Origin of the sequence: Sphingomonas sp. 7/4-4 (assembly GCF_027941955.1) — a bacterium.
In the GTDB taxonomy this organism is placed as follows: domain Bacteria; phylum Pseudomonadota; class Alphaproteobacteria; order Sphingomonadales; family Sphingomonadaceae; genus Sphingomonas.
Genome location: NZ_CP115960.1, coordinates 2,256,606 through 2,280,547, shown reverse-complemented (window position 1 = coordinate 2,280,547; position 23,942 = coordinate 2,256,606). Strand labels below are relative to the sequence as shown.

Annotated in this window: 14 protein-coding genes and 5 pseudogenes; 10 read left to right on the top strand and 9 right to left on the bottom strand. The window is 65.7% G+C overall.

Annotated elements, in window-relative coordinates; translation table 11 throughout:
* Positions 1-87 precede the first annotated feature (87 nt).
* The 4 genes and pseudogenes from PIB19_RS11480 (at position 88) to metH (ending at position 5,803) form a co-directional block, all read left to right on the top strand.
* Positions 88-1,040, top strand: a pseudogene (locus tag PIB19_RS11480) (ArsR/SmtB family transcription factor).
* Positions 1,037-1,955, top strand: a pseudogene (gene metF / locus PIB19_RS11475) (methylenetetrahydrofolate reductase). Before PIB19_RS11480 ends, metF begins: the two co-directional pseudogenes overlap by 4 nt.
* Before the next feature lie 101 nt (positions 1,956-2,056).
* Complete coding sequence (locus PIB19_RS11470; protein WP_271237465.1) at positions 2,057-3,103, top strand: homocysteine S-methyltransferase family protein; 1,047 nt, start codon at positions 2,057-2,059, stop codon at positions 3,101-3,103.
* 100 nt (positions 3,104-3,203) lie between these two features.
* Positions 3,204-5,803, top strand: a pseudogene (metH, locus tag PIB19_RS11465) (methionine synthase).
* A 186-nt stretch (positions 5,804-5,989) separates the two neighbouring features.
* Here the strand turns inward: metH and PIB19_RS11460 are convergent.
* Positions 5,990-6,250 (bottom strand): hypothetical protein, encoded by a 261-nt coding sequence (locus PIB19_RS11460; RefSeq protein WP_271237464.1) that lies wholly within the window; start codon positions 6,248-6,250, stop codon positions 5,990-5,992.
* Positions 6,251-6,418: 168 nt separating this feature from the next.
* The gene (locus PIB19_RS11455; protein ID WP_271237463.1) at positions 6,419-7,345 is read right to left on the bottom strand and encodes an alpha/beta fold hydrolase; all 927 of its coding nucleotides are present in this window, start codon (positions 7,343-7,345) and stop codon (positions 6,419-6,421) included.
* 139 nt (positions 7,346-7,484) lie between these two features.
* On the opposite strand from PIB19_RS11455, the gene PIB19_RS11450 reads away from it, so the two are divergent.
* Positions 7,485-9,350, top strand: coding sequence for an ABC-F family ATP-binding cassette domain-containing protein (locus PIB19_RS11450; RefSeq protein WP_271237462.1), 1,866 nt, complete (start codon positions 7,485-7,487; stop codon positions 9,348-9,350).
* Positions 9,351-9,470: 120 nt separating this feature from the next.
* Here PIB19_RS11450 and PIB19_RS11445 read toward each other — a convergent pair whose 3' ends face one another.
* Entirely contained in the window at positions 9,471-10,364 is an 894-nt protein-coding gene (locus PIB19_RS11445; protein ID WP_271237461.1) for a LysR family transcriptional regulator, read from the bottom strand.
* Between the two features lie 98 nt (positions 10,365-10,462).
* Here PIB19_RS11445 and PIB19_RS11440 point away from each other — a divergent pair, with 98 nt between their 5' ends.
* The 4 genes and pseudogenes from PIB19_RS11440 to PIB19_RS11425 all read left to right on the top strand — a co-directional run bounded on the left by PIB19_RS11440 (position 10,463) and on the right by PIB19_RS11425 (position 15,236).
* Positions 10,463-11,446 (top strand): aldo/keto reductase, encoded by a 984-nt coding sequence (locus PIB19_RS11440; protein ID WP_271237460.1) that lies wholly within the window; start codon positions 10,463-10,465, stop codon positions 11,444-11,446.
* Between the two features lie 24 nt (positions 11,447-11,470).
* A complete protein-coding gene (locus tag PIB19_RS11435) occupies positions 11,471-12,526 on the top strand; it encodes an NAD(P)-dependent alcohol dehydrogenase (protein ID WP_271237459.1) in 1,056 nt (351 codons plus the stop codon).
* A gap of 89 nt (positions 12,527-12,615) precedes the next feature.
* Positions 12,616-14,202: an MFS transporter gene (locus PIB19_RS11430; RefSeq protein WP_271237458.1), complete on the top strand. Its 1,587-nt coding sequence runs from the start codon at positions 12,616-12,618 to the stop codon at positions 14,200-14,202.
* Between the two features lie 81 nt (positions 14,203-14,283).
* Positions 14,284-15,236 (top strand): annotated as a pseudogene (locus PIB19_RS11425) (alanine racemase).
* Positions 15,237-15,240: 4 nt separating this feature from the next.
* Here the strand turns inward: PIB19_RS11425 and PIB19_RS11420 are convergent.
* From PIB19_RS11420 to PIB19_RS11400, 5 genes and pseudogenes are all read right to left on the bottom strand, one after another.
* On the bottom strand, positions 15,241-16,236 hold the full coding sequence (locus PIB19_RS11420) for a 2OG-Fe(II) oxygenase (protein ID WP_271237457.1): 996 nt from the start codon (positions 16,234-16,236) through the stop codon (positions 15,241-15,243).
* A gap of 66 nt (positions 16,237-16,302) precedes the next feature.
* Positions 16,303-18,273 (bottom strand): TonB-dependent receptor domain-containing protein, encoded by a 1,971-nt coding sequence (locus PIB19_RS11415; protein ID WP_271237456.1) that lies wholly within the window; start codon positions 18,271-18,273, stop codon positions 16,303-16,305.
* The gene (locus tag PIB19_RS11410; protein ID WP_271237455.1) at positions 18,228-19,814 is read right to left on the bottom strand and encodes a TonB-dependent receptor plug domain-containing protein; all 1,587 of its coding nucleotides are present in this window, start codon (positions 19,812-19,814) and stop codon (positions 18,228-18,230) included. Before PIB19_RS11410 ends, PIB19_RS11415 begins: the two co-directional genes overlap by 46 nt.
* Positions 19,815-19,860: 46 nt before the next feature.
* Positions 19,861-21,033 (bottom strand): acetyl-CoA C-acetyltransferase, encoded by a 1,173-nt coding sequence (locus PIB19_RS11405; RefSeq protein ID WP_271237454.1) that lies wholly within the window; start codon positions 21,031-21,033, stop codon positions 19,861-19,863.
* A gap of 36 nt (positions 21,034-21,069) precedes the next feature.
* Positions 21,070-22,070, bottom strand: a pseudogene (locus tag PIB19_RS11400) (alpha/beta hydrolase).
* Positions 22,071-22,144: 74 nt separating this feature from the next.
* Between PIB19_RS11400 and phaR the strand changes: the two are divergent.
* Complete coding sequence (gene phaR / locus PIB19_RS11395) at positions 22,145-22,723, top strand: polyhydroxyalkanoate synthesis repressor PhaR (RefSeq protein ID WP_271237453.1); 579 nt, start codon at positions 22,145-22,147, stop codon at positions 22,721-22,723.
* 146 nt (positions 22,724-22,869) lie between these two features.
* Here the strand turns inward: phaR and PIB19_RS23660 are convergent, their stop codons facing one another.
* Positions 22,870-23,931: a methyl-accepting chemotaxis protein gene (locus tag PIB19_RS23660; protein ID WP_271237452.1), complete on the bottom strand. Its 1,062-nt coding sequence runs from the start codon at positions 23,929-23,931 to the stop codon at positions 22,870-22,872.
* Positions 23,932-23,942 lie beyond the last annotated feature (11 nt).

The window sequence follows — 23,942 nt, the reverse complement described above, 5'->3', positions numbered from 1 at the left end:
TTTAACCTCGCAAAGGGCTAAACAGCGGGGGCGGACTGCGCAACTGCGTTGACCTGATATAAAGATATCTTTATATCTACATTCCCCATGGTCCAGGCTCTCGCCATCTTCCGCGCTCTCGCCGATTCCACCCGGCTGCGCATCGTCGCATTGTTGCGCTCGATGGAGCTGTCGGTGGGCGAGCTGGCGCAGGTGCTCGGGCAGAGCCAGCCGCGCGTCAGCCGACATGTGAAGATCCTGTGCGACGCCGGCCTAGTCGAGCGGCGCAAGGAAGGAGCTGGGTGTTCGTCGCGCTCGGCGCGCTCGGCAAGGTCCAGCCGATCCTCGCCGCGCTCGACAGCTGGAACGAAGCCGATCACTGGACCGTCGCCGACGAGGCGCGGCTGGCGGCGGTGCGCGCCGATCGGGCGAGCGCCGCGGCCGAATGGTTCGAAGCCAATGCCGGCCAGTGGGACGCGATCCGGTCGCTCCACGTCGCGGAGAGCGAAGTCGAGGCGGCGATGGCCAAAGCGCTGGGCGATACGCCGCTCGGCTGCCTGATCGATATCGGCACCGGCACCGGGCGGATGCTCGAACTGTTCGCGCCGCTTGCCCGAAACGCGCTGGGGATCGATCGCTCCTCCGAAATGTTGCGGCTGGCACGCGCTAAGCTCTCCGAGCGCGGACTGGCCCATGCCGAGCTCCGCCAGGCAGATCTTTATGCGCTGCCGCTGCAGGACGGCGGCGCCGACGCGGCGATATTGCACCATGTGCTCCATTTCGCGCAGCAGCCGGGCGCGGCGATCGGTGAAGCGGCACGGGTTTTGAGCGATGGCGGGCGGCTGTTGATCGTCGACTTCGCGCCGCACGACCGTGAGGAATTGCGCTCGCGCGACGCGCATACCCGGCTGGGTTTCTCGGACGAGCAGATCCTCGGCTGGTTCGCCGGCGCGGGGCTAGCCCCGGCGCAGATCGAGACGCTCGAGGGCGGCGAACTGACCGTCAAATTATGGCTCGGTCGCAAGACCGGCATGGAATCGAAGGAAGTGAAGGCGGCATGAGCATCGTGGACCCGCTGGCAGCCCCGCTTTTCGCGGACGTGGCCGGCGATATCGAGGTGAGCTTCGAATTCTTCCCGCCCAAGACCGAGAAGATGGAAGAGACCTTGTGGGAGTCGATCCAGACGCTGTCGCCGCTTGGGCCGCGCTTCGTCAGCGTGACCTATGGCGCGGGCGGGACGACGCGGGAGCGGACGCACAACACGGTGGCGCGGATCGCGCGCGAAACCGCGATCCCGGCCGCGGCGCATCTGACCTGCGTCGAGGCGACCCGTGAGGAGATCGATCAGGTCGCCGAGGAATATTGGGCGGCGGGCGTGCGGCACATCGTCGCGCTGCGCGGTGATCCGCCGCGCGCGGGCGAGAAGTTCGTCTCGCACCCGGGCGGCTATGAGAATGCCGCGGCATTGGTGGCGGGGCTGAAGAAGCTCCACCCGTTCGAGATTTCGGTCGCGGCCTATCCCGAATGCCATCCGGATCTCGCCCAATGCGACTGCCGACATCGACAATCTCAAGGCCAAGATCGATGCGGGCGCAAGCCGCGCGATCACCCAGTTCTTCTTCGAGCCGGAGACCTTCTTCCGCTTTCGCGACGATGCCGCCAAGGCGGGGATCACCGCCGAGATCGTGCCGGGAATCATGCCGGTGATGAACTTCGCCAGCGTCCAGCGCATGTCGGCGATGTGCGGGACGGCGGTGCCGGCATGGATGGGCAAATTGTTCGAAGGGCTCGACGAGCATCCCGCGGCGCGGCAGCTGGTCGCGGCGACTTTGGCCGCCGAATTGTGCCGGAAGCTCTATGCGGGCGATGTGCGGCAGTTCCACTTCTACACGCTCAACCGCGCGGAATTGAGCTACGCGATCTGCCATCTGCTGGGGCTGCGGCCGAAGGTCGGGGCGGAGCTGGTGGCTGCTTGATTTACGTCACCCCGGCGAAAGCCGGGGCCCAGAGCCACAAGCGGCGTCGCCTGTGACCCTGGGTCCCGGCGTTCGCCGGGATGACGAAGAAGGAAGTTGAAGTGAGCGCACGCGAGAAACTGCTGGCCGAAGCCGCCAAGCGTATCCTGATCACCGACGGTGCGTTCGGGACCGAGATCCAGAACTGGAAGCTGGGCGAGGAAGCCTATGCCGGCGATCTCGGGCTGAGCCACGACCAGAAGGGCAATAACGACATCCTCGCGCTGACCAAGCCCGAGGTGCCGGCGTCGATCCACCGCGCCTATTTCGAGGCCGGGGCCGACATCGCCGAGACCAACACCTTCTCGGCCAACCGGATCAGCCAGGCCGATTACGGCGCCGAGCATCTGGTTCGCGAGATCAATGTCGAGAGCGCGAAGCTGGCGCGCAGCATCGCCGACGAGTTCGAGGCGAAGGACGGCCGTCCGCGCTTCGTGGCAGGCGCGCTGGGGCCGACCAACAAGACGCTGTCGCTCTCGCCCGACGTCAACGATCCGGGCTATCGCGAGATCGACTTCGATTATCTCAAGGACGTGTACCGCGAGCAGATCGACGCTTTGGTCGAGGGCGGGGTGGACTTCATCCTGATCGAGACGGTGTTCGATACGCTCAACGCCAAGGCGGGGATCATGGCGGCGATCGAGGCGGGCAACGATCTCGGTCGTGACCTGCCGATCATGCTGTCGATGACGCTGACCGATCTTTCAGGGCGTAACCTCTCGGGGCACACCGTCGAGGCGTTCTGGCACGCGGTGCGGCATGCGCGGCCAGTGACGATCGGCTTGAATTGCTCGTTCGGCGCGGAGCAGCTTCGCCCGCACGTCAAGACGCTCGCCGCGCTGTGCGACACGCTGATCATGGTCTATCCGAACGCCGGCCTGCCCAACGAGCTCGGCGCCTATGACGAAGCGCCGGCGACGACTGCCGGGCTGGTCAAGGAATGGGCCGATGCGGGCCAGGTCAATGTGCTCGGCGGCTGCTGCGGATCGACACCGACGCATATCGCGGCGATCGCCGAAGCGGTGAAGGACCTGCCGCCGCGCGCGATCCCCACGCCGGAGGTGCGGACGCGGCTGGCGGGTCTCGAGCCGTTCACGATGGCCGCGTAGCCGCCGTCACCCCGGCGAAAGCCGGGGCCCAGAGCCAAGAGCGGCGTCGCCCGTGACCCTGGGTCCCGGCTTTCGCCGGGATGACGAATTAGGATCAATAATGACCACCGCCTCCTCCACCAGCTTCGTCAATATCGGCGAACGCACCAACGTCACCGGATCGGCCCGCTTCAAGAAGCTGGTGATGGCGGGGATTATGCCGCCGCGGTCGAAGTCGCGCTGCAGCAGGTCGAGGCCGGCGCGCAGGTGCTCGACGTCAACATGGACGAGGGCCTGCTCGACGCGCACGAGGCGATGACCACTTTCCTCAAGCTGATCCAGGCGGAGCCCGACATCGCGCGGATTCCGGTGATGGTCGATTCGTCCAAATGGGACGTGATCGAGGCGGGGCTGAAGTGCGTCTCGGGCAAGCCGATCGTCAATTCGATCAGCATGAAGGAAGGCGTCGACCAGTTTCTCGAGCATGCGCGGAAATGCATGGCCTATGGCGCCGCGGTCGTCGTCATGGCGTTCGACGAGGTCGGCCAGGCCGACACCAAGGAGCGCAAGGTCGAGATTTGCTCTCGCGCCTATAACCTGCTCGTCGGGATCGGCTTCCCGCCCGAGGACATCATCTTCGATCCCAACGTGTTCGCCGTCGCCACGGGCATCGAGGAGCATAACAATTACGGCGTCGATTTCATCGAGGCGTGCAAGGAGATCAAGGCGCGCTGCCCGCATGTCCACATCTCGGGCGGGCTATCGAACCTGTCGTTCAGCTTCCGCGGCAACGAAGTCGTCCGCAAGGCGATGCACTCGGTGTTCCTCTACCATGCGATCCCCGCGGGCATGGACATGGCGATCGTCAACGCCGGCCAACTCGACGTCTACGACCAGATCGAGCCCGAGCTGCGCACTGCCTGCGAGGATGTCATCCTCAATCGCGATCCCGATGCGGGCGAGCGGCTGGTGGCGCTGGCCGAGCGCTTCCGCGGCACCGATGCGGTCGCCGAGAAGCAGGCTGCCGAATGGCGCGGCTGGCCCGTCGCCAAGCGGCTGGAACACGCCCTGGTCAAGGGCATCGACGCGCATGTCGTCGAGGATACCGAGGAGTGCCGCCTCGCCTTTGCGCGCCCGATCGAAGTCATCGAAGGTCCGCTGATGGACGGGATGAACGTCGTCGGTGACCTGTTCGGATCGGGCAAGATGTTTCTGCCGCAGGTGGTGAAGTCGGCGCGCGTCATGAAAAAGGCGGTGGCGCATCTGCTGCCCTTCATCGAGGCGAGCAAGGAGCCCGGCGCCAAGGGCAAGGGCAAGATCATCATGGCGACCGTCAAGGGCGACGTCCACGATATCGGCAAGAACATCGTCGGGGTGGTCCTGCAGTGCAACGGCTTCGACGTGGTCGATCTGGGCGTGATGGTGCCGTGGTCGAAGATCATCGAGGCGGCGAACGAGAACGACGCCGACATGATCGGGCTTTCCGGGCTGATCACGCCGTCGCTCGATGAGATGGTCACTGTCGCCGAGGAGATGCAGCGGCTGGAGATGACGATGCCGCTGCTGATCGGCGGCGCGACGACGAGCCGGGTGCATACCGCGTTGCGCATCGAGCCGGCGTATAAGGGGCCGGTCGTTCATGTGCTCGATGCATCACGCGCAGTGGGCGTCGCGACGACCTTGGTCTCCGAGACGATCCGCGACGATTATGTCGCCAAGATCGCCGCCGAATATGAGCAGGTGCGCGTTGCGCGGGCGGGGCGTGGGCAGAGCGAATTGCTGCCGATCGAGAAGGCGCGCGACAATGCGTTCGAGGCCGACATGGCGCTCAAGCCGGGCAAGCCGCGCATGCCGGGCGTGCACGAGTTCCTCGATTGGGATCTGAACGACCTGCGGAAATACATCGACTGGACACCCTTCTTCCGCGCCTGGGAGCTGGCCGGCAACTACCCCGCAATCCTCGAAGACAAGGTGGTCGGCGAAAGCGCGAGCTCGCTGTTCGCCGATGCGCAGGCGATGCTCGACAAGTTGATCGCCGAGAAGTGGCTGACCGCGCGCGGCGTCGCTGGGCTGTGGCCGTGCCGACGCAAGGGCGACGACATCATCGTCCATGTCCAGGATGAGGAGCATGTCACACTGCCGATGCTGCGCCAGCAGATCGCCAAGCGCGAAGGCCGGGCGAACATGTGCCTTGCCGACTTCATCGATCACGACGGCGATTGGATCGGCGGCTTCGCAGTGGGCATCCACGGGATCGAGCCGCACCTCGCGCGCTTCAAGAACGCGATCGACGATTACAGCGACATCCTGCTCAAGGCGCTGGCGGACCGTCTTGCCGAGGCGTTCGCGGAGCGGCTCCACCTGTTCGTACGCACGTCGCTCTGGGGCTATGCCGAGGGCGAGCAGCTGACCAACGAGGCGCTGATCAAGGAGCAGTATCGCGGCATTCGTCCCGCGCCGGGCTATCCCGCCTGCCCCGAGCACAGCCTCAAGCCGATCCTGTTCAAGATGCTCGACGCACACAAGCGCACCGGCATCTCGCTGACCGAGAGCTTCGCGATGCTGCCGACCTCGGCGGTGTCGGGCTTCTATTTCGGGCACCCGCAGGCCGAATATTTCGGCGTCGCGCGGATCGGGCAGGATCAGGTCGCGGAATATGCGGCGCGGCGCGGGATCCCGCTCGATCTCGCGACGCGGTATCTTCGGCCGAACCTCGACTGAGTCGGCGGGGCTTAGCTTCGCACTTTGCCCGCGGTTTCGCTAATTTCGTTGCGCATTCGTGTAACGAAATTGCGCCAGGGCCACGCGTTCCTTCACCGCTTTCAAAGAGCGGGAAGAGTGTTTCACACCAAATCCTACATTGAAAGGGCGTGGCGCCGCCGACACGCGCCGGCGGCGCCGGGTGGCTCAACTGGTGGTGTATTGGCCTTGCGTCCAATCGCTGCCGGGATCGAAACACCATTCGATCGTGGCGTCGTCATTGGTGGCGTAGACGCGGATGTGAACGCCGTCCGAGGCCTGCCAACTCGTCGCCGAGACTGCGCCGCCGGGCGCGTTGAAGCCGCCCGCGATCCAGCCACCGCCGTCCCAGCAGCGTTCGGTCAGGGTGTAGCCGTCGGTCGAATAGACGCGGATATGGATTTGATTTGAACTGTCGAGCCAGCTCACGGCAGCAGTCCCGATCGGAAAATTAGGATTATCTCCAGCCACTTGTCATCTCCCCCATTGTTGACCGCGATGCATAGAAGCGATTCGCGTGACAACAGGGTCTACTTTATTTGTGTCACTTGCAATCTGGACTGGGCCAGCCGGCGCGCGAATTCGAAGGCAGTTTGATCAAGGCTGCGGATTACTTGCAACGAGAAAGTCCCGGACCAGCTTGACCGTGGCCTGGGGGTTCTCTTCCATGATCCAGTGGCCGGAGCCCGGCACGACGCCCTCGGTCACGTTGGTGGCGGCGAAGCGCATGACCGTCGCCATCATCGGCCCGAAGCTCTTCTCGCCGCCGAGCGCGAGCACCGGCATCGGCAGCTTGCCGTTGGCGGCAAGGAAGCCGCGATTGTCGACGGCGTCCTGATCGAAGGCGGCGAACTGCGCGAAGCCGGCGTGCATGTTGCCGGGGCGGGCGTAGAGCGCGGCATAATGGGCGCGCGAGGCCTCGTCGAAATGCGTTGGGTCGGCGGAGAATTCGTTCCAGAACCGATCGAGATAGATGCGCTCGCGTCCCGCGACGAGCCGCTCCATGTCGGGGCCACCGAAGCGGAAATGCCAGAGCAGCGGGTTCTTGAGGACTTCCTCCCACGGGCCGATACCGGGGACGGGTGCGTCAATGAGTACCAGCTTCGTCACGCGCTGGGGATGCTGCACGGTGAAGGCAAAGGCGACCATGTTGCCGATATCGTGCGCGACGACATCGGCCTTGGCGATCTTGAGCGTATCGAGCAAAGCCGCCATGTCGGCGGCCTGCGTCTTCTTGTCATAGCCGCCGGCGGCGACCGCGGAGAGCCCCATGCCGCGCAGATCGGGGGCGATCACCCGGTGATCGCGCATCAGCGCGGCGGCGAGCGGCGCCCACATGTCGCCGGTCTCGCCGTAACCGTGGAGAAGGAGCACTGCGGGTCCCTTGCCCCCGATGCGGACGTGGAGCGTCGTGCCGTTGGCGACGATCTCCTGCGTCTGGAAGGTCGCGGGATAATCGGGAATCTGGGCCTGTGCCGGAAGCGTCATTGCGAGCAAGGCGAGCAGGGGCATCAGCATGCGCATGGGACGTTCTCCCGCGACGAGTGGCCGCGCGTGCATCGTACACCCAAAGCCTCCTCCGCCCTCGATAATTGTTGCATTGCGGAATAAGGGCTTGTCGGGGGTTGGGCCGCGGGCTCGCCGGTGGTAGGGGCCAGCCATCATGCTCAACCTGACCGACATCACGGTGCGCCTCGGCGGGCGTACGATCATCGACGCCGCCACTGCCAAGCTGCCGCCCAAGGGCCGTATCGGGCTGATCGGCCGCAACGGCGCGGGCAAATCGACTCTGGTCAAGGTGATCGCCAGCCAGCTCGAGCCCGATGGCGGCAGCGTCGAGATGCCGCGCGGGGCGAGGCTCGGCTATATCGCGCAGGAGGCGCCGCATGGCGACGCCACACCGTTCGAGACGGTGCTCGCCGCCGATCTGGAGCGCGCGGCTTTGCTCGAGGAGAGCGAGACCAGCCAGGATCCGGATCGGCTGGGCGAAGTCTATGAGCGGCTGATGGCGATCGATGCCTATACCGCGCCGAGCCGCGCGGCGCAGATCCTGGTCGGGCTCGGCTTCGACGAAGACATGCAGCACCAGCCGCTCGACAGCTTCTCGGGCGGGTGGAAGATGCGCGTGGCGCTGGCGAGCCTGTTGTTCTCGCAGCCCGACATGCTGCTGCTCGACGAGCCTTCGAACCACTTGGATCTCGAAGCGGTTCTGTGGCTCGAAGACTTCCTCAAAAGCTATCCGGCGACGATCCTGCTGGTCAGCCACGAGCGCGACTTCCTCAACAATGTGGTGGATCACATCCTCCACCTCGATCGCGGCAAATTGACGCTCTATCCGGGCGGATATGATGCATTCGAGCGCCAGCGGGCCGAGCGGCAGGCGCAGATCGCCTCGGCGCGGGCGAAGCAGCAGGCGCAGCGCGAGCACCTGCAGGAATATATCGCGAAGAACTCGGCCCGTGCCTCTACCGCCAAGCAGGCGCAGAGCCGGCAGAAGGCGCTGGCGAAGTTGCAGCCGATCGCCGAACTGCTCGACGATCCGACCCTGACCTTCGACTTCCCCAATCCCGACGAATTGCGTCCGCCGCTGATCACGCTCGACCTCGCGACCGTCGGTTATGGCGAGACGCCGATCCTCAAGCGGCTCAATTTGCGCATCGATCCGGACGACCGGGTCGCGCTGCTAGGGCGCAACGGCAACGGCAAGACCACGCTGGCACGGCTGCTCGCGGCGCAGCTGACGCCGATGGAAGGCGCGATGAACGCCAGCGGCAAGATGCGCGTGGGCTATTTCACCCAATATCAGGTCGAGGAGCTCGACCGGACGGAGACGCCGCTTCAGCACATGACGTCGCTCATGAAGGGTGCGACTCAGGGTGCGGTGCGTGGCCAGCTGGGACGCTTCGGCTTTTCGGGGCAGAAGGCCACCACCGAGGTCGGCAAGCTTTCGGGCGGCGAGCGCGCGCGGCTGGCGCTGGCGCTGATCACCCGCGATGCGCCGCACATGCTGATCCTCGACGAGCCGACCAACCATTTGGATGTCGACGCGCGCGAGGCGCTGATCCAGGCGCTGAACGAATATACCGGCACGGTAGTGCTGGTCAGCCACGATCGCCACATGCTCGAGATGACCGCCGATCGGCTGGTGCTGGTCGATCAGGGGACGGCGAAGGACTTCGACGGGTCGCTCGACGACTATATCGCCTTCGTGCTCAGCAAGGACGGGCAGGGGCCCAAGCTCTCCAAGGCCGACAAGAAGGAGGCGCGCCGCGTGGCCGCCGAGGCGCGCGAGAAGGGCACCGAGCTGCGCAAGGTCGCCAAGGCGGCCGAAGCCGAGCTGGCGAAGCTGACCGGGCAGCGTGCCGCGGTGGAGCTGGCGATGTTCGATCCATCGGCCGCGGATGCAGCGCTCACCAGGCTGACCATGACCGAGCTGATGAAGCGCCGCGCCGAGCTCAACGACAAGATCGATGCCGCCGAGGCTGCATGGCTGGAGGCGAGCGAAGCGCTGGAAGGCATCGACGCGTAGAGAAATCTAGGCCGTTAGACCCACTCCGTTCGCCCTGAGCTTGTCGAAGGGCAGTCCTTTCTTCGGACGAAGGGAAGACGGTGCTTCGACAGGCTCAGCACGAACGGGTGTTATTCTAGCCTAACCCCGATAGCGCAGCGCCTCGACCAGCAGCGCGAAGGCGGGAGTCATCTGGCGGCGGCTGGGATAATAAAGGTGATAGCCGGGGAAGGGCGAGCACCAGTCCTCCAGCACGCGCACCAGCCGGCCGGCCTTGAGCGACTCGCGGAAATGGTCCTCGGGCAGGAAGGCGATGCCGAAGCCGGCCTCCGCCGCGGTGACGATCATGTCGACGTCGTTGAGCACGAGCTGCCCCTCGACCCGTACCTTGAGCTCGCGCTCGTCCTTGTCGAGCTCCCAGGCGTAGAGACCCTCTGACGTGCGCAGCCGCATGTTGATGCAGTCGTGCGCGGGGAGATCCTGCGGCGTGCGCGGGGGCGGATTGCGGGCGAAATAGGAAGGCGAGCCGACCGCGGCCATGCGCAGGTCCGGCCCGACGCGCACTGCGATCATGTCCTTCGCCACCTGCTCCCAGATCCGGATCCCCGCATCGAACCGTTCGCTGACGATATCGGTCAGTGACGAGTCGATGCTGATCTCGACATGTACGTCCGGATGGGTGGGGAGCAGCTTTTCCAGCGCCGGCCAGAGGACGTCGCGGGCGGCCTGCCCCGTACAGGTGATGCGGACCGTGCCGGCGGGCTTGTCGCGCAATTCGGTGAGCGCGGCGAGCTGGGCGTCGATATCGTCGAAGGCGGGACGCAGCGTCGCCAGCAGGCGCTCGCCTGCCTGCGTGGCGACGACACTGCGCGTGGTGCGGGCGAGCAGCCGGACGCCCAGCCGCGTCTCGAGCCGGCGGACCGTGTGGCTCAGCGCCGATTGCGACGTGCCGAGCCTGGCGGCGGCGCGGGTGAAGCTGCGCTCCTCGGCAACCGCCATGAAGGCGGCCAGATCGGCCAGTTCCTCGCGCCGCATTGATGAATCTCCGATATGACTACATGTACTTATTAGTGCCTAATCGCGCGCGGACCCAATGCCTATCTGGGAGGCTCCCCAATGAACGGAGCAGTCCCATGCAGAAGTGCATACTCGGCCGCAGCGGCCTCGAAGTCTCGGCGATCGGTTTGGGCTGCATGGGGCTGAGCTATGCTTATGGTCCCGCCCCTGAGCGCGCGGACGCGATCCGGCTGCTGCGCGGCGCGTTCGAGCGCGGCGTGACCTTCTTCGACACGGCCGAGGCCTATGGCCCGTTCGCCAATGAGGATCTGCTCGGCGAAGCGCTGGCGCCGGTTCGCGACCAGGTGGTGATCGCCACCAAGTTCGGCTTCGCCGGCGGCGTGCCGGCGGACGGCTTGGACAGCCGGCCCGAGAATATCCGGGCGGTGACCGAGGCGGCGCTCAAGCGGCTGCGGACCGACCGCATCGACTTGCTCTACCAGCATCGCGTCGATCCGAACGTGCCGATCGAGGAGGTCGCGGGCACCGTCGCGGCGCTGATCGCGGAGGGCAAGGTTAAGCATTTCGGCATGTCCGAGGCGGGCGTCGACACGATCCGCCGCGCGCATGCCGTCCAGCCGGTGGCGGCGCTGCAGAGCGAATATTCGCTGTGGTGGCGCGAGCCCGAGCGCGAGATATTGCCGGCGCTCGAGGAACTTGGGATCGGCTTCGTGCCGTTCAGCCCGCTGGGGCGCGGCTTCCTGACCGGCGCGATCACTGCCGACACCGAGCTCGCTAGCGACGACTTCCGCAACAAGATCCCGCGCTTCGCCGCTGAGGCACGCGCGGCGAACCAGGCGCTGGTCGACCGGATCGGCGAGATCGCCGCGGCGAAGCAGGCGACACCTGCGCAGATCGCGATCGGCTGGCTGCTCGCGCAACGCCCGTGGATCGTGCCGATCCCCGGCACCACGAAGCTCCATCGGCTGGAGGAGAATATCGGCGGCGCTGCGATCGAACTGACCGCCGACGATCTGAACGAGATCGGTGCCGCGCTGGATGCGATCCCGGTCGCGGGGGACCGCTATCCGGCGAACCTCCAGGCCGCAGTGAACCGCTGAACCATCTACTTTGAAGGAACCCCTATGACCGTCCAGGCCTATGGCGCCTACGCCGCCGACAAGCCGCTCGAGCCGATCGCGATCGAGCGCCGCGCGCCCGGCCCGCACGACGTGCAGATCGACATCGCTTATTGTGGCGTCTGCCATTCGGACCTGCACACCGTCCGCTCCGAATGGGGCGGGACGCTGTACCCTTGCGTGCCGGGGCACGAGATCGTCGGGCACGTCTCGGCGGTGGGCAGCGACGTGACGAAGTTCGCGGTGGGCGACACCGTGGGCGTCGGCTGCATGGTCGACAGCTGCCAGCATTGCCCGGAATGTGCCGAAGGGCTGGAGCAATATTGCACCGGATCGGGGTTCGTCGGCACCTATAACGGGCCGACCGCGGACGCGCCGGGGCACACGCTGGGCGGCTATTCGCAGCGCATCGTGGTCGACGACAAGTTCGTGCTGCGGATCAACCATAAGGCCGAGCAACTCGCCGCCGTGGCGCCGCTGCTGTGCGCGGGGATCACCACCTGGTCGCCGCTGCGCCACTGGAATGTGGGCCCGGGCAAGAAGGTGGAGATCGTCGGCATCGGCGGGCTCGGCCATATGGGCGTCAAGCTCGCGCATGCATTGGGCGCGCACGTCGTCGCGTTCACCACGTCGGAGAGCAAGCGGCAGGATGCGCTCGATCTGGGCGCGGACGAAGTCGTCGTGTCGCGCAATGCGGACGAAATGGCGGCGCATGCCGGCAGCTTCGACTTCATCCTGAACACCGTCGCGGCCAGCCATGATCTCGATGCGTTCACCGCCTTGCTCAAGCGCGACGGGACGCTCTGCCTCGTCGGGGTGCCCGAGCATGCGCATCCCTCGCCCGACGTGTCGGCGCTGATCTTCAAGCGGCGCGCGATCGCGGGCTCGCTGATCGGCGGGATCGCCGAGACGCAGGAGATGCTCGATTTCTGCGCCGAGCATGGCATCGTCTCGGATATCGAGATGATCGCCGCGCAGGACATCGACACGGCCTATGAGCGGATGCTGCGCAGCGACGTGAAGTATCGCTTCGTCATCGACAACTCGACGCTGGCGGGCTGACACAAGCGGGGGCGCCGGCCGATCTGGCCCGGCGCCCTTGCCGCGGCGCGCGGGCACGCTACACCTTCCCGTCAAACAGGGAGGGCAAGATGGCCAGTGCAGCGGCCGAACCGAGCGCGAAGGACATGCGGCTGGTGATCAGCGCATCGTCGCTGGGCACCGTGTTCGAATGGTACGACTTCTTCATCTACGGAACGCTCGCCGCTTCGGGGATCATCGGGCGGACCTTCTTTCCCGCCGGCAACGAAGTGCTGCAGACCCTGCTCGCCTGGGCGGGGTTCGCAGTGGGGTTCGGGTTCCGGCCGCTGGGCGCGGTGCTGTTCGGCTATCTCGGCGACAAGCTGGGGCGCAAATACACCTTCCTCGTCACGATCACGCTGATGGGCGTGGCGACCGCGGGCGTGGGCCTCGTGCCCAGCTATGCCGCGATCGGCATGGCCGCGCCGGTGCTGATCATCCTGCTGCGCATCTGCCAGGGGCTCGCGCTGGGCGGCGAATATGGCGGCGCAGCGATCTATGTCGCCGAACATTCGCCGCCGGGACGCGCGGGCTTCCATACCAGCTTCATCCAGGCGAGCGTGGTCGGCGGGTTCATCCTCAGCCTTGCGGTGGTGCTGCTCTCCAAGTTCGCGCTCGCCGATGTCTGGGCGAGCTGGGGCTGGCGCGTGCCGTTCCTGTTCTCGATCCTGCTGCTCGCAGTGTCGCTATGGATGCGATTGAAACTCTCCGAGAGCCCGGTGTTCAAGGCGATGAAGGAATCGGGCGAGACCGCGGCCAATCCGTTCCTCGAAAGCTTCACCTATCCCGGCAACGGCAAGAGGCTGTTCGTCGCCTTGTTCGGCATCTCGGCCGGGCTGACGGTGATCTGGTACACGTCGATGTTCTCGGTGCTGTCGTTCCTGCAGGGCCCGATGCGGCTCGAACCCACCGCGGCGCAATTGATCACCGGCGGATCGGCGATCATCGGCTTGTCCTTCTTCCTGTTCTTCGGACATCTCTCCGACCGGATCGGGCGGAAGATCCCGATCGTCGCAGGCTATGCGCTGACGCTGGTGCTGATGTTTCCGCTCTTCTGGGTGATCGGCAGCGCGGCCAATCCCGGGCTGGCCGAGGCGGCGCGGCGGGCGCCGGTGATCGTGTCGGGCCCGCATTGCGGTTATGATCCGTTCGCGGCGAAACAGGCCGACGAGTGCGGCAAGCTGCTCGATCATTTCTCGAAAAAGGGCGTGGCGTACCGGACCGTTCCGGCACCGGCGGTGACGGTGTCGATCGGCGGCCAGCCGGTGGCCGACACCAGCCCGGCGGGCCTCGACGTGGCGCTGGCGGCAGCGGGGTGGAACCTCGCGCCGACCGTGCCCCCGGTGGGCAATATCGCGATCATCGTGCTCGCGATCCTCGCGCTGATGGGGCTTTCGGGGGCGACCTATGGGCCGGTGGCGGCATTGTTGTCGGAGATGTTCCCGTCGAAAATCCGCTACAGCTCGATGTCGATCCCCTATCATATCGGCACCGGCTATTTCGGCGGATTCCTGCCGCTGATCAGCCAGTATATCGTCGCGCGGACCGGCGATCCCTATGCCGGGCTCTGGTATACCTTCGCCGTGGTGGCGATGGCGCTGGCAGTTACGGCATGGGGCCTGAAGGAGACGGTGGCGCAGGGAGCCGCCAGACGCTAACCGCAACGGCATGACGCACTCCCCCTCAGGCTGAGGCTCGACGGCGACGCATTGGTCGCCAACTGGCGGCTGCTGCGCGAGATGAGCGGCGGCGCGGCGTGCGGCGCCGCGATCAAGGCCGACGGCTATGGTCTGGGCGCGCGCGAGGTCGTGCAGCGGCTGGCCGGGGCAGGATGCCGCGACTTCTTCGTCGCGACGTGGCGCGAGGCGCGGGCGGTCGCCGATCTGGGCGTTTCGGTTTCGGTGCTGCACGGGGTGCGCGACGCCGACATGGCCGATCGGCCCGCAACTGCGCGGCCGGTGCTCAACACAGTGGAGCAGGTGCGGCGCTGGCGCGACAGCGGAGGGGCCTGTGCGACGTGATGGTCGATACGGGCATGAACCGGCTCGGCATCGCGCCCGAGGATGTCGCGGGCGGCCTGCTCGACGGGCTCTCGGTCGACACGCTGATGAGCCATCTCGCCTGCGCCGACGAGGATGTGCCGCTCAACGAGCAGCAGCGCGGGGCGTTCGCGGCGCTTGCCGGGCGGACTTCGGCCAGCCGCATGAGCCTCGCCAATTCGGCCGGAATCGCGCTGGGCGCCGATTATGCCTTCGATCTGACGCGGCCGGGGATCGCGCTATATGGCGGCCGCCAGCACGCCGGGCATGACGGCATCCGGCAGGTCGTGACACCCGAGGCGCAGATCCTCCAGCGGCGGCGCGTGCCGGCGGGCGGGATCGTGGGATACAATGCCACCTTCACCGCGCCTGCCGACATGGAAGTCGCGATCCTCAACCTCGGCTATGCCGACGGATATCTGCGCTGCTTCTCGGGCAAGGGCAGCGCGCGGGCGGGCGGCGCGGTGCTGCCGGTGATCGGGCGGGTATCGATGGACCTCACCGCGATCGCAGTCGACGCCGCGCCCGAGCTGGCGGAGGGCGACTGGGTGACGCTGGACTATGCACTGCCCGAGACTTCGGCACTGAGCGGCTTGTCGCAATATGAGCTGATCACGGGGCTGGGGGATCGATTCGACCGGGTGTGGGGCTGATCGGTCAGGCCTGTGCGGCGGCGCGGGCCTGGGCGGAAAGCAACCAGGGGCTGGTCGGCTCGGCGCGGAGCCACCTTGTCGCGATCCATTTGGTACCGCTCGTTATCGGTAGCCCGGCATGGCGGCTGTTCGGATCGGATGCGCCGCGCGCGTCGACATTGTCGAAGACGAGGAGATCGCCGACACGTGGCACGATCTTGAGGCCGAGCAGCGGGAATGCGGTCTCACCCCCGGTATAATTATGGTTGAGATAGAGGATCGCGGTGCGGATCCGCTGGTTCGGCTCGCCGGTCAGCGTGTCGAGATGGGGACGATATTGCTGGCCCGGGCCATAGCGTAGCACGGCGAGCGGCTCGCCTTGGGCTATCCGGGTGGCGGTAGCGGTGGCGATGCGCTGGTTGATCGCCTGCACGACGAGCGTCTCCTGCGTGGGACCGACCACGGCATTATCCGAATTGCGCACGGGGTGGGCGATCATCTTGCCCGAACCAGGGTCGAATACGGTCGCCGGCTGCAGCGAGGCAGCTGCCAGCGAGGCGATATGGACGCACTCGTCCGGCGTGCAGAATTGCGCAAAGCGCTGGATGCGAGGTTCCGGGTGGAGCATCGTCGGCCGCGGCAGATCCTCAGGCGTGCCGTCCTCGCGAAGCGACATTTGTTCCAGCAGCTGGAGATATTGGGCGGCCAGCGGATCGCTCAGCGCGGCATGCCCCAATCGTTGCACCGCCGCTTTCCAGTCCGGCTCCGCGCCGCTGCCGTTGGCGGTGAGGGCGATTTCGACCAATGCGGCGTCTGCATGGCCGAGTTCTGCCGCTCGCCTGAGCAAGGTTCGGGCAGCGGGAAGATCCCGCGCGACGATGGTCCCGCTCAGATACCAGGTCGCCAGCCGCGTCAGCGCGTCCGCATTGCCGGCGTCGCCGGCCCGGTGAAGCGTGGCAAGCGCCTCTTCGACGCGCCCTTGCTCGACACTTCGCGCCGCAGCCTGCAGAGGATCCGACACCGCCGCTCCGATCAAAAAGGGGACGGAGTTTCCTCCGCCCCTCAGATTAACACTTGCCACGTCGGATCAGAACCGTGCGCGGAAGCCGGAGTAGAAATTGCGGCCGCGGAAGCTGTAGATCGCGCTGCCGGCACCGGTTGCGGTGGTTGCGCCGCGCGGCACGCCTTGATTCAGCACATTGTCTACGCCCACGTAGAATTTGATCGCGCGACCGTTGCCGTCCTTGGCGACGTCGAGGTCGATGCGGAGATCATGATACGTGATCGCCTGGTACTTCGTGCTCGGAAACGCGTCGACGTCCGTCGGGGTTTGCCCATTGAGCGCGAACAGCGTGGCGTAAGTATTGTAGTATTGCGGCCCGATATAGTGCGCCCGGTATCCCAACGTCACCGGCCCCACGCCGAAGTCGAAGTCCCACCGGAACTCGTCTTCCGGATCGCCCAGCTGCCCCAGGACCCGGGTCTCGAAGTTCGGATTGGTGGGATCCTGGAAGTTGCTGATCTCCAGATTGTGCGTGTAGATCAGGTTGGTGTTGAAATCGAACTCGCCAAAGCTGTGGCGATAGGCGAAGTTGACATCGATGCCCCGCCGCGTGCGCTTGGCGAAGTTGAGTGGGGCATTGATGAGCGAATTGCCCAGAATGCGGCCCGGAACTTCTCCGAGCGGACCGTTACCGGGCCCACGCCAGCGAGTGAACTGAGAACAGAAAATGTTGTTGAGCGTCGGTGAATCATAGCATTGATTGGCGATCGTCTGCGGAGAAACGGTCGCGATGATCCCGTTCACCGTGATGTTGTAATAGTCGATCGACAGGCTCAGGCCCGGCGTCCAGCGTGGCTGGAGAACGACACCATAAGTGTAGGAATCCGAGGTTTCGGCATTCAGGTTCGGGTTCGATCCGCTGACGATCGGCAGCGACTGGGTGATGTTGTTCAGGTTGCTGAGCAACGAACCCAGATCGGCAGCGCAATTGGCGGCGCGTACCCCGCTTCCGATGACCGACGGATTGCACGGATCGGTGAAGTTGTTGAAGAAGTTCGGCACCAGCGGGAATCCGGTCTCCGAGACGTTGGGTGCGCGAACCGCCCGGCCGTAATTGGCGCGGAAGCGGATATCCTGGACCGGCGCCCAGTCGCCACCAGCGTTGTACGAATAGACCGTGCCGACGCTGCCCTGATATCCCGCGACGCGAGCGGCGCCGCTGAGAGTCAGTTCATGGAAGAAGGGCACGTCCTTCAGCAGCGGAAGCCGGATTTCGCCGTACGCTTCCTTCACCCGGAACGGATCGGGTTGGAACGAAGGAATGGAGACGCCGTTCGTGAAGCCGTCGGTGACGAACTTGTCCTGCTCGTAGAACGCGGTCTCGCTCCGATATTCGGCACCCAGAGCGAAGCTGACCGGGCCGCCGGGCAGTTCGAAGATCTGGCTGGAGTCGCCCGATACGAAGCCTGAGGCCACGAACTGGGTCAGCCCCGACTTGACCGTGAAGGTCCGCGCAAAATAGTCGACCGAAGCTCCGTTGTCCGCCGTGCCGAACGGATTGTAGGGCACGCAGGCGGCGATGTCCGCTGCCAGCCGCGCCGTCTGCGCGGCATTATACTGCGCCAAGGCTGTGGGGTCCGATGGGCCGAAGCCGACCAGTTTCACCGCCGAGGCAGGATCGAATTGCGACCGGCACTGGATCGCGCCGGTAACGGGGTTGCGGCCGGCGTCCATCGCCAGTGCGAAGCGCTGCCGATCGATATAGCCGTTGCTGGTGACGCTCTCGCGGAACTTGCCGTAATTGACCGAAAGTTCGTAGCTCCAATCGTCGTTGAACGTCCCGCGAAGGCCGCCGACGACACGCCACGTGTCGCGCTGGAAATGTTCGTCGCGCAACCCGACGTCGAGCAGGTTGCGGGCATTGACGAAGCGGTAGCTGCCATTTGCGATTGCAAGCTGGTCTGCAGCCGTGAGGTTTCCCGGGATGAGGATCGGGTTCGCCGCAGTGCCTATGTTCGTCGTAAGGGGCAGGTCACCTGCAAATCGGATCTGCAATTAGATGCAAGGATGAGATTGGCCAGCGTGGTGCGATCGGCGGGGTTCAGGAACGGGTTGTCCAGCCGCGGCCGCTCGCGGAAGTCGCTCGTGCCGCCCGTGCCCTGGTTGAACGACGGGCCGGCATTGTTGCCGACCGCGTTGACTCGATTCCACTTGGCCTCGACGAACGCTTCGATCGCGGGCGAGAATTCGTAGTGCGCCAGCAGGTTGAAGTTGTAGCGCTCATTGAACGGCAGGACCGATACGGTCTTGCCTTCGCGGCCGGTCTGGCCGTTGCCGCCGATGATTCCGCTGTTGAGACCGGTGCCGAAGCGCGTGCCCGTCTGTTGTACCAGCCGGCCGGCGTCGGTGAAGATGTAGGTGCAGCTGAATGCCGGACCGGCGGTGTTCGGCGGGCCGAAATTGGCTGCTGTCGCATTGCCGCAGGCGCCGGCGTTCGGCGCGTTGCGCTGGTTGATCGGAACCAGGCCAGCATAGTGGATCGTTGTGCTGCTGAGGTTGTTGAAAAACTGGCGATCGGGGAAACCGTCTCCACCGTTGACCACACCGGTGCCGGAGTCTGCGTCGATAATCGCAAAGTTCTGGTTGGTGCGGAACGCATCGACATCCGATGCGAACACGCGATCGGCACGCGAATATTCGCCGTGCAGCGTGATGTTGCCACGACCGCCGTCGAAGTTTCGGCCCGCCATCGCCGAGATATACTGGCTGGCGCCAAAGCCCTCTCCGGTGATGCCGGCCTGACCGCGCACCTGGATGCCGTCGAAATCGCGGCGCAGCACGAAATTGACCACGCCCGCGATCGCGTCCGAACCGTAGATCGCCGAGTTGCCGCCGGTGACGATGTCGACGCGCTCGATGAGATCGTTGGGGATCGTATTGACGTCCACCGACACTGCGTTGTTGAGAATGTCGGCCGGCACGTGGCGACGGCCGTTGACCAGCACGAGCGTGCGCTGCGTGCCGAGGCCGCGGAGATCGAGCAGGTTGAGGCCCGCGATGCCGATGCCGAGACCTGGATTTTGCTGGGCGAAGGTGCTGCGAAGCTGCGGCAGGTCGTTCAGCATATCGCCGACGCTGGTCTGCCCCTGCTGGAAGAACTGCTCACCGGCGATTGAGGTGATCGGAACCGTCGATTCGAGGTTCGGACGACGAATGCGCGAACCGGTGACGACGACGGTGTCTCCCGTCGCCTCTTCCTGACAGCCCTCGGTTTGTGGATCCGAATCAACGCATTGCGGGTCCGCGGCCTGCGCGAGCGCAACGTGCGGAAAGAGGAACGCGGCGCTCGCCAAGGCGGTCGCGCCGAGAAGTCGGCTGATTTTCATGTTCGGGGCCCCCTCGGGCTTGATGCCCGATTTGCCCCATGACGCCTTATTCGAGCCTTGCCGCGCAAGGCCGTTTATGAACTGCAGATTAATTAGCCACCCGCCTGTTGCAGATATGCTACAGGAGTTTTCGGGTTGTTGCGCTGTGTTGCAGCATAACGCAATAATGTAAGGTGAGTGCGTCGCTGTTATAGTACGGCACTGCGCCAATATGTGGCGCTTTTACGACCAATGCCCGGATTATTGCGGCCAGCGATTACCGCTCGATGCACATCGCAATGCCCATGCCCCCACCGATGCACAAAGTGGCGAGGCCCTTCTTGGCGTCGCGCTTCTGCATCTCGTAGATCAGGGTGGTGAGCACGCGTGCGCCCGAGGCGCCGATCGGGTGGCCGATCGCGATCGCGCCGCCGTTGACGTTGACCTTGTCGGCATCCCAGCCGAGCTCCTTGCCGACCGACAAAGCCTGCGCGGCGAAGGCCTCGTTTGCTTCGATCAGGTCGAGATCGGCGATCGTCCAGCCGGCCTTCTCCAGCGCCTTCCTCGAGGCGGGAACGGGGCCGATGCCCATGATCGACGGGTCGACGCCGACGCTTGCCCAGCTCTTGATGGTGGCGAGGATCGGCGCGCCGCGCTTCTCGGCCTCCTCGCGGCTCATCACGACGAGCGCGGCGGCGCCGTCGTTGAGGCCCGAGGCGTTGGCGGCAGTGACGGTGCCGTCCTTCTTGAAGGCGGGGCGCAGGCCCGACACGCTCTCCACCGTGGCGCCGGCGCGGATATATTCGTCGTCCGAGACCACGGTGTCGCCCTTGCGACCCTTGATCGTGACGGGGGCGATCTCGTCCTTGAACCTGCCCGCCGCGCGCGCGGCTTCGGCGAGGTTCTGCGAGCGGACCGCGAATGCGTCCTGCTCGCCGCGCGTGACCTGATATTGCTCGGCGAGGTTCTCGGCGGTGATGCCCATGTGATAGCCGTTGAACACGTCGGTCAGGCCGTCCTTGATCATCGTGTCGACCAGGCTGAGATCGCCCATCTTGGTGCCGGGGCGCAGCGACTGGGCGTGCGTGCTCATCGACATGCTCTCTTGCCCGCCCGCGACGACGATCGTCGCGTCACCGGTCTTGATCGCCTGGTAAGCGAGCGCGACTGCACGAAGGCCCGAGCCGCAGACCTGCTGGACGCCCCAGGCGGGGACTTCCTTGGGAACGCCGGCGGCCATCGATGCCTGGCGCGCGGGGTTCTGGCCCTGCGCGGCGGTGAGCACCTGCCCCAGGATGACTTCGCTGACTTCCTCGCCCCTCACGCCGGCCTGCTCGAGCGCCGCCTCGATCGCGATCCGGCCCAATTCGTGCGCGGGCGTCGCGGCGAAGGCGCCGAGGAAGCTGCCGACCGGCGTGCGCTTGGCGGCGGTGATGACGATGTCGGTCATGTAATGGGGCTCCTGCGCGTGTCGAATGTTTGGCGGCTATCTAGTGGCGGCAAGCGCGGTTAGCCAGTCCGCAAGCGGCTGCCACAGCGCGTCCTTCGCGCGGCCGCCGACGATCATCCCGACATGCCCCATCGCCAGCTCGCGCACCGTGCCGATGCGCGCGGCGCTCGCGGCCGGAACGATCCGGTCGGTGGTCGAGACGAAAGAAAGCACGGGAACGTCGAGCGCGTCGGGATCGACGCTGCGGCCGGCGACTTGCCAGCGGCCGCTGCCGGGCAGGTCCGCCACGAAGAAATCGTCGAACAATTGGCGACCGGCAGCGAAGCTGAGCGGGGCGCCGCCATTGGCCCAATCCTCGAGCGCGACGAAGGCGCGGGCCTCGTCGCTGTCAGGCGCGAGGCGGGCGAAGCGCTCGAACTTGGCGACCGTGCGCTTCGGATCGAGCTGCCAAAAGCCGGACTGCAGCACCTCCATCGGCACCAGCCCGAGCTGCTCGCAGGTCGAATGGGCCTGGTCCCATAGCGCCGAGATCGGCTGAAGCGTGTCGCCATAGGCCTCGAAACGCCACGGCGTGGCGATGGTGACGAGGCCGGCGGTGCGAATCGCCGACGCCGCGGCGGTCGCCATGGTGCCGCCGAGGCAATAGCCGGCCAACGCCGGCGGGCGATCGAGCGTGGCGAGCAGCGGCAACAGCAGTTCTTCGACATGCGCCGTTACGTCCTGCGCGCGATCATCGGGCGTGGGGGCTCCCCAATCGACGAGGAGCGGGCGCACGCCTTGCCGCGCGAGCCAGCGGAGCAGCGAATTCTCGTCGAGATCGAGCACCAGCGGCGGATTGATCAGCGAGGGCACGAACACCACCGGCAGGCCTTCGCCACCATAGTCGCGCAGCCTGGCGCGGCCTGCGCTGGCGACGGCGGGCATCGGTGCAGGCGGGGCGGGACGGGGGCCTGCTGATAGGCGCGCAAGCCCGCAAGTGCAGCAGCGCGCCGTTCGGGCGATGCTGCAGTTTCGCTGCGCAGCAGCGCGAGAAACAGAGGGAGCGGCCGAGGCCCTTGTTGCGATGCGGCAAAGGATGTTAGGGTATCACCATTCACGCGTGGGGGTATCCATGAAGAAGGCTGCTACTGGTTCGGGTCCGGTCATCATCAAGAAATACGCGAACCGCCGACTCTACAACACCGAAACCTCGTCCTACATCACGCTCGACCATCTCGCCGCGATGACGCGCGAGGGGCGCGACTTCAAGGTCGTCGACGCCAAGACCGACGAGGACATCACCCATAATGTGCTGACCCAGATCATCATGGAAGAGGAAGCGCGGGGCACTTCGATGCTACCGGTCAATTTCCTCCGCCAGCTGATCTCGCTTTATGGCGATTCGATGCAGGCAATGGTGCCGGGCTATCTGGAAGCGTCGATGGACAGCTTTCGGCGCAACCAGGAACAGTTCAAGTCGGCGGTCGAGGGCGCGTTCGCCAACTCGCCCTTCGCCGAGATCGCCAAACGCAACATGGCGATGTTCGAAGCGGCCGCCGAGGCGTTCAAGCCGGGGGCCGCGGGAGTCGCAGGCGTAGCCACGCCGACGGCGGCCAAGCCGGCTGCCGCGGGCGAAGGCGGCGACGATGTCGCAGCGCTGAAGGCAGAGCTGGCGCGGCTGCAGGACAAGATCGAGAAATTGGGCAAGTAGCTATTGCTCCCCTCCCTGCAAGGGAGGGGCCGGGGTGGGTGCGAGCGTCAGCGAGCCCTTCCCGCGGGTGAGAAGAATAGAAAAGGCGGGTATCGAGCCCGCCTTTTCTATACCCACTCCTTGCCCCTCCCTATCAGGGAGGGAATTTAGATGTTCGTCCGCCTCCCCAGGCCGCCCAGCGCCGCCTGGATCTCGTCCAGACTGATCATCTTCTGCTCGATGACGCAGCGCAGGCCCAGCCCGTCGAAGCCGTGATAGCTGCCGGCGGTAGCGAAGGCGATCGTGGTGTCGGCGCGTGCCTCTGCGCCGCGCACCGCTTTGGCCGGTAGCGGGATCGTCTCGCCGAAGCGGGTGCTCGAGGAATCGGCAACGATGCGTGCGGCCTCGTCGACGATCGAGATCCGCGTGCGCGCCCATTCCTTTTCGCCGAACAGCGAGCGATCGGAGATGATCGCGGGAACGCGCGATTCCCAGTCGAATTCGACATAGAAGACGCCGGCGGGCCTGCCGGCGGTATCGCGCGGGCGAATGCCGGTGACGAAGACGAGCACCGCGCGGTGATCGGACCAGGGATTCTGCCAGACCTCGTCGGTAAACCATTCATCGCGATCGGTGCTGCCCATCGCCTTCAGGAACTGGGGCGCATTGCCGACATTGGTCTGCTGGACGCGCGCATGGGGATCCGAGCAGATGATGATGCGGCCGTCGCGATCGGCGACGAAGACATTGAGATAATAAGGCGAGGTTCGCGTGAATTCCGCGAGACGCGCCTGCGCGGCGACGATCTTCTCCGGCGTCGGATCGAGCGTCGCGGCGATGACTTCGGCATCGGACGCCATCACGCGCAGATCGACGCTGCGATCGTAGAGATGGCGCGTGACGTTGAGGATCAGCGCCTGGGCGAGCTCGACGAGACGCGTGCCCTCGATCTCGCCGACCATTTCGTCGGCGATGCCCGCGCCCATGGCGAGGCGTTCGCGGACTTCGGAACGGAATGCGAGGCTGGCGTGGCGCGCCTGCTGGGCGAGCGCCTTCACTTCCTGCGCGACGACCGAGAAGCCGCGGCCGGCTTCGCCCGAGCGGGCGGCCTCGATCGCGGCATTGAGCGCCAGCAAATTGGTGCGCGCGGCGATCTGTTCGCTCGTGCTGGCGAAAGTATCGACCTCGTCGCGAAGGACGGACAGCAGGGAGCGGATCCGGCGTGGCACGGACCCGATTG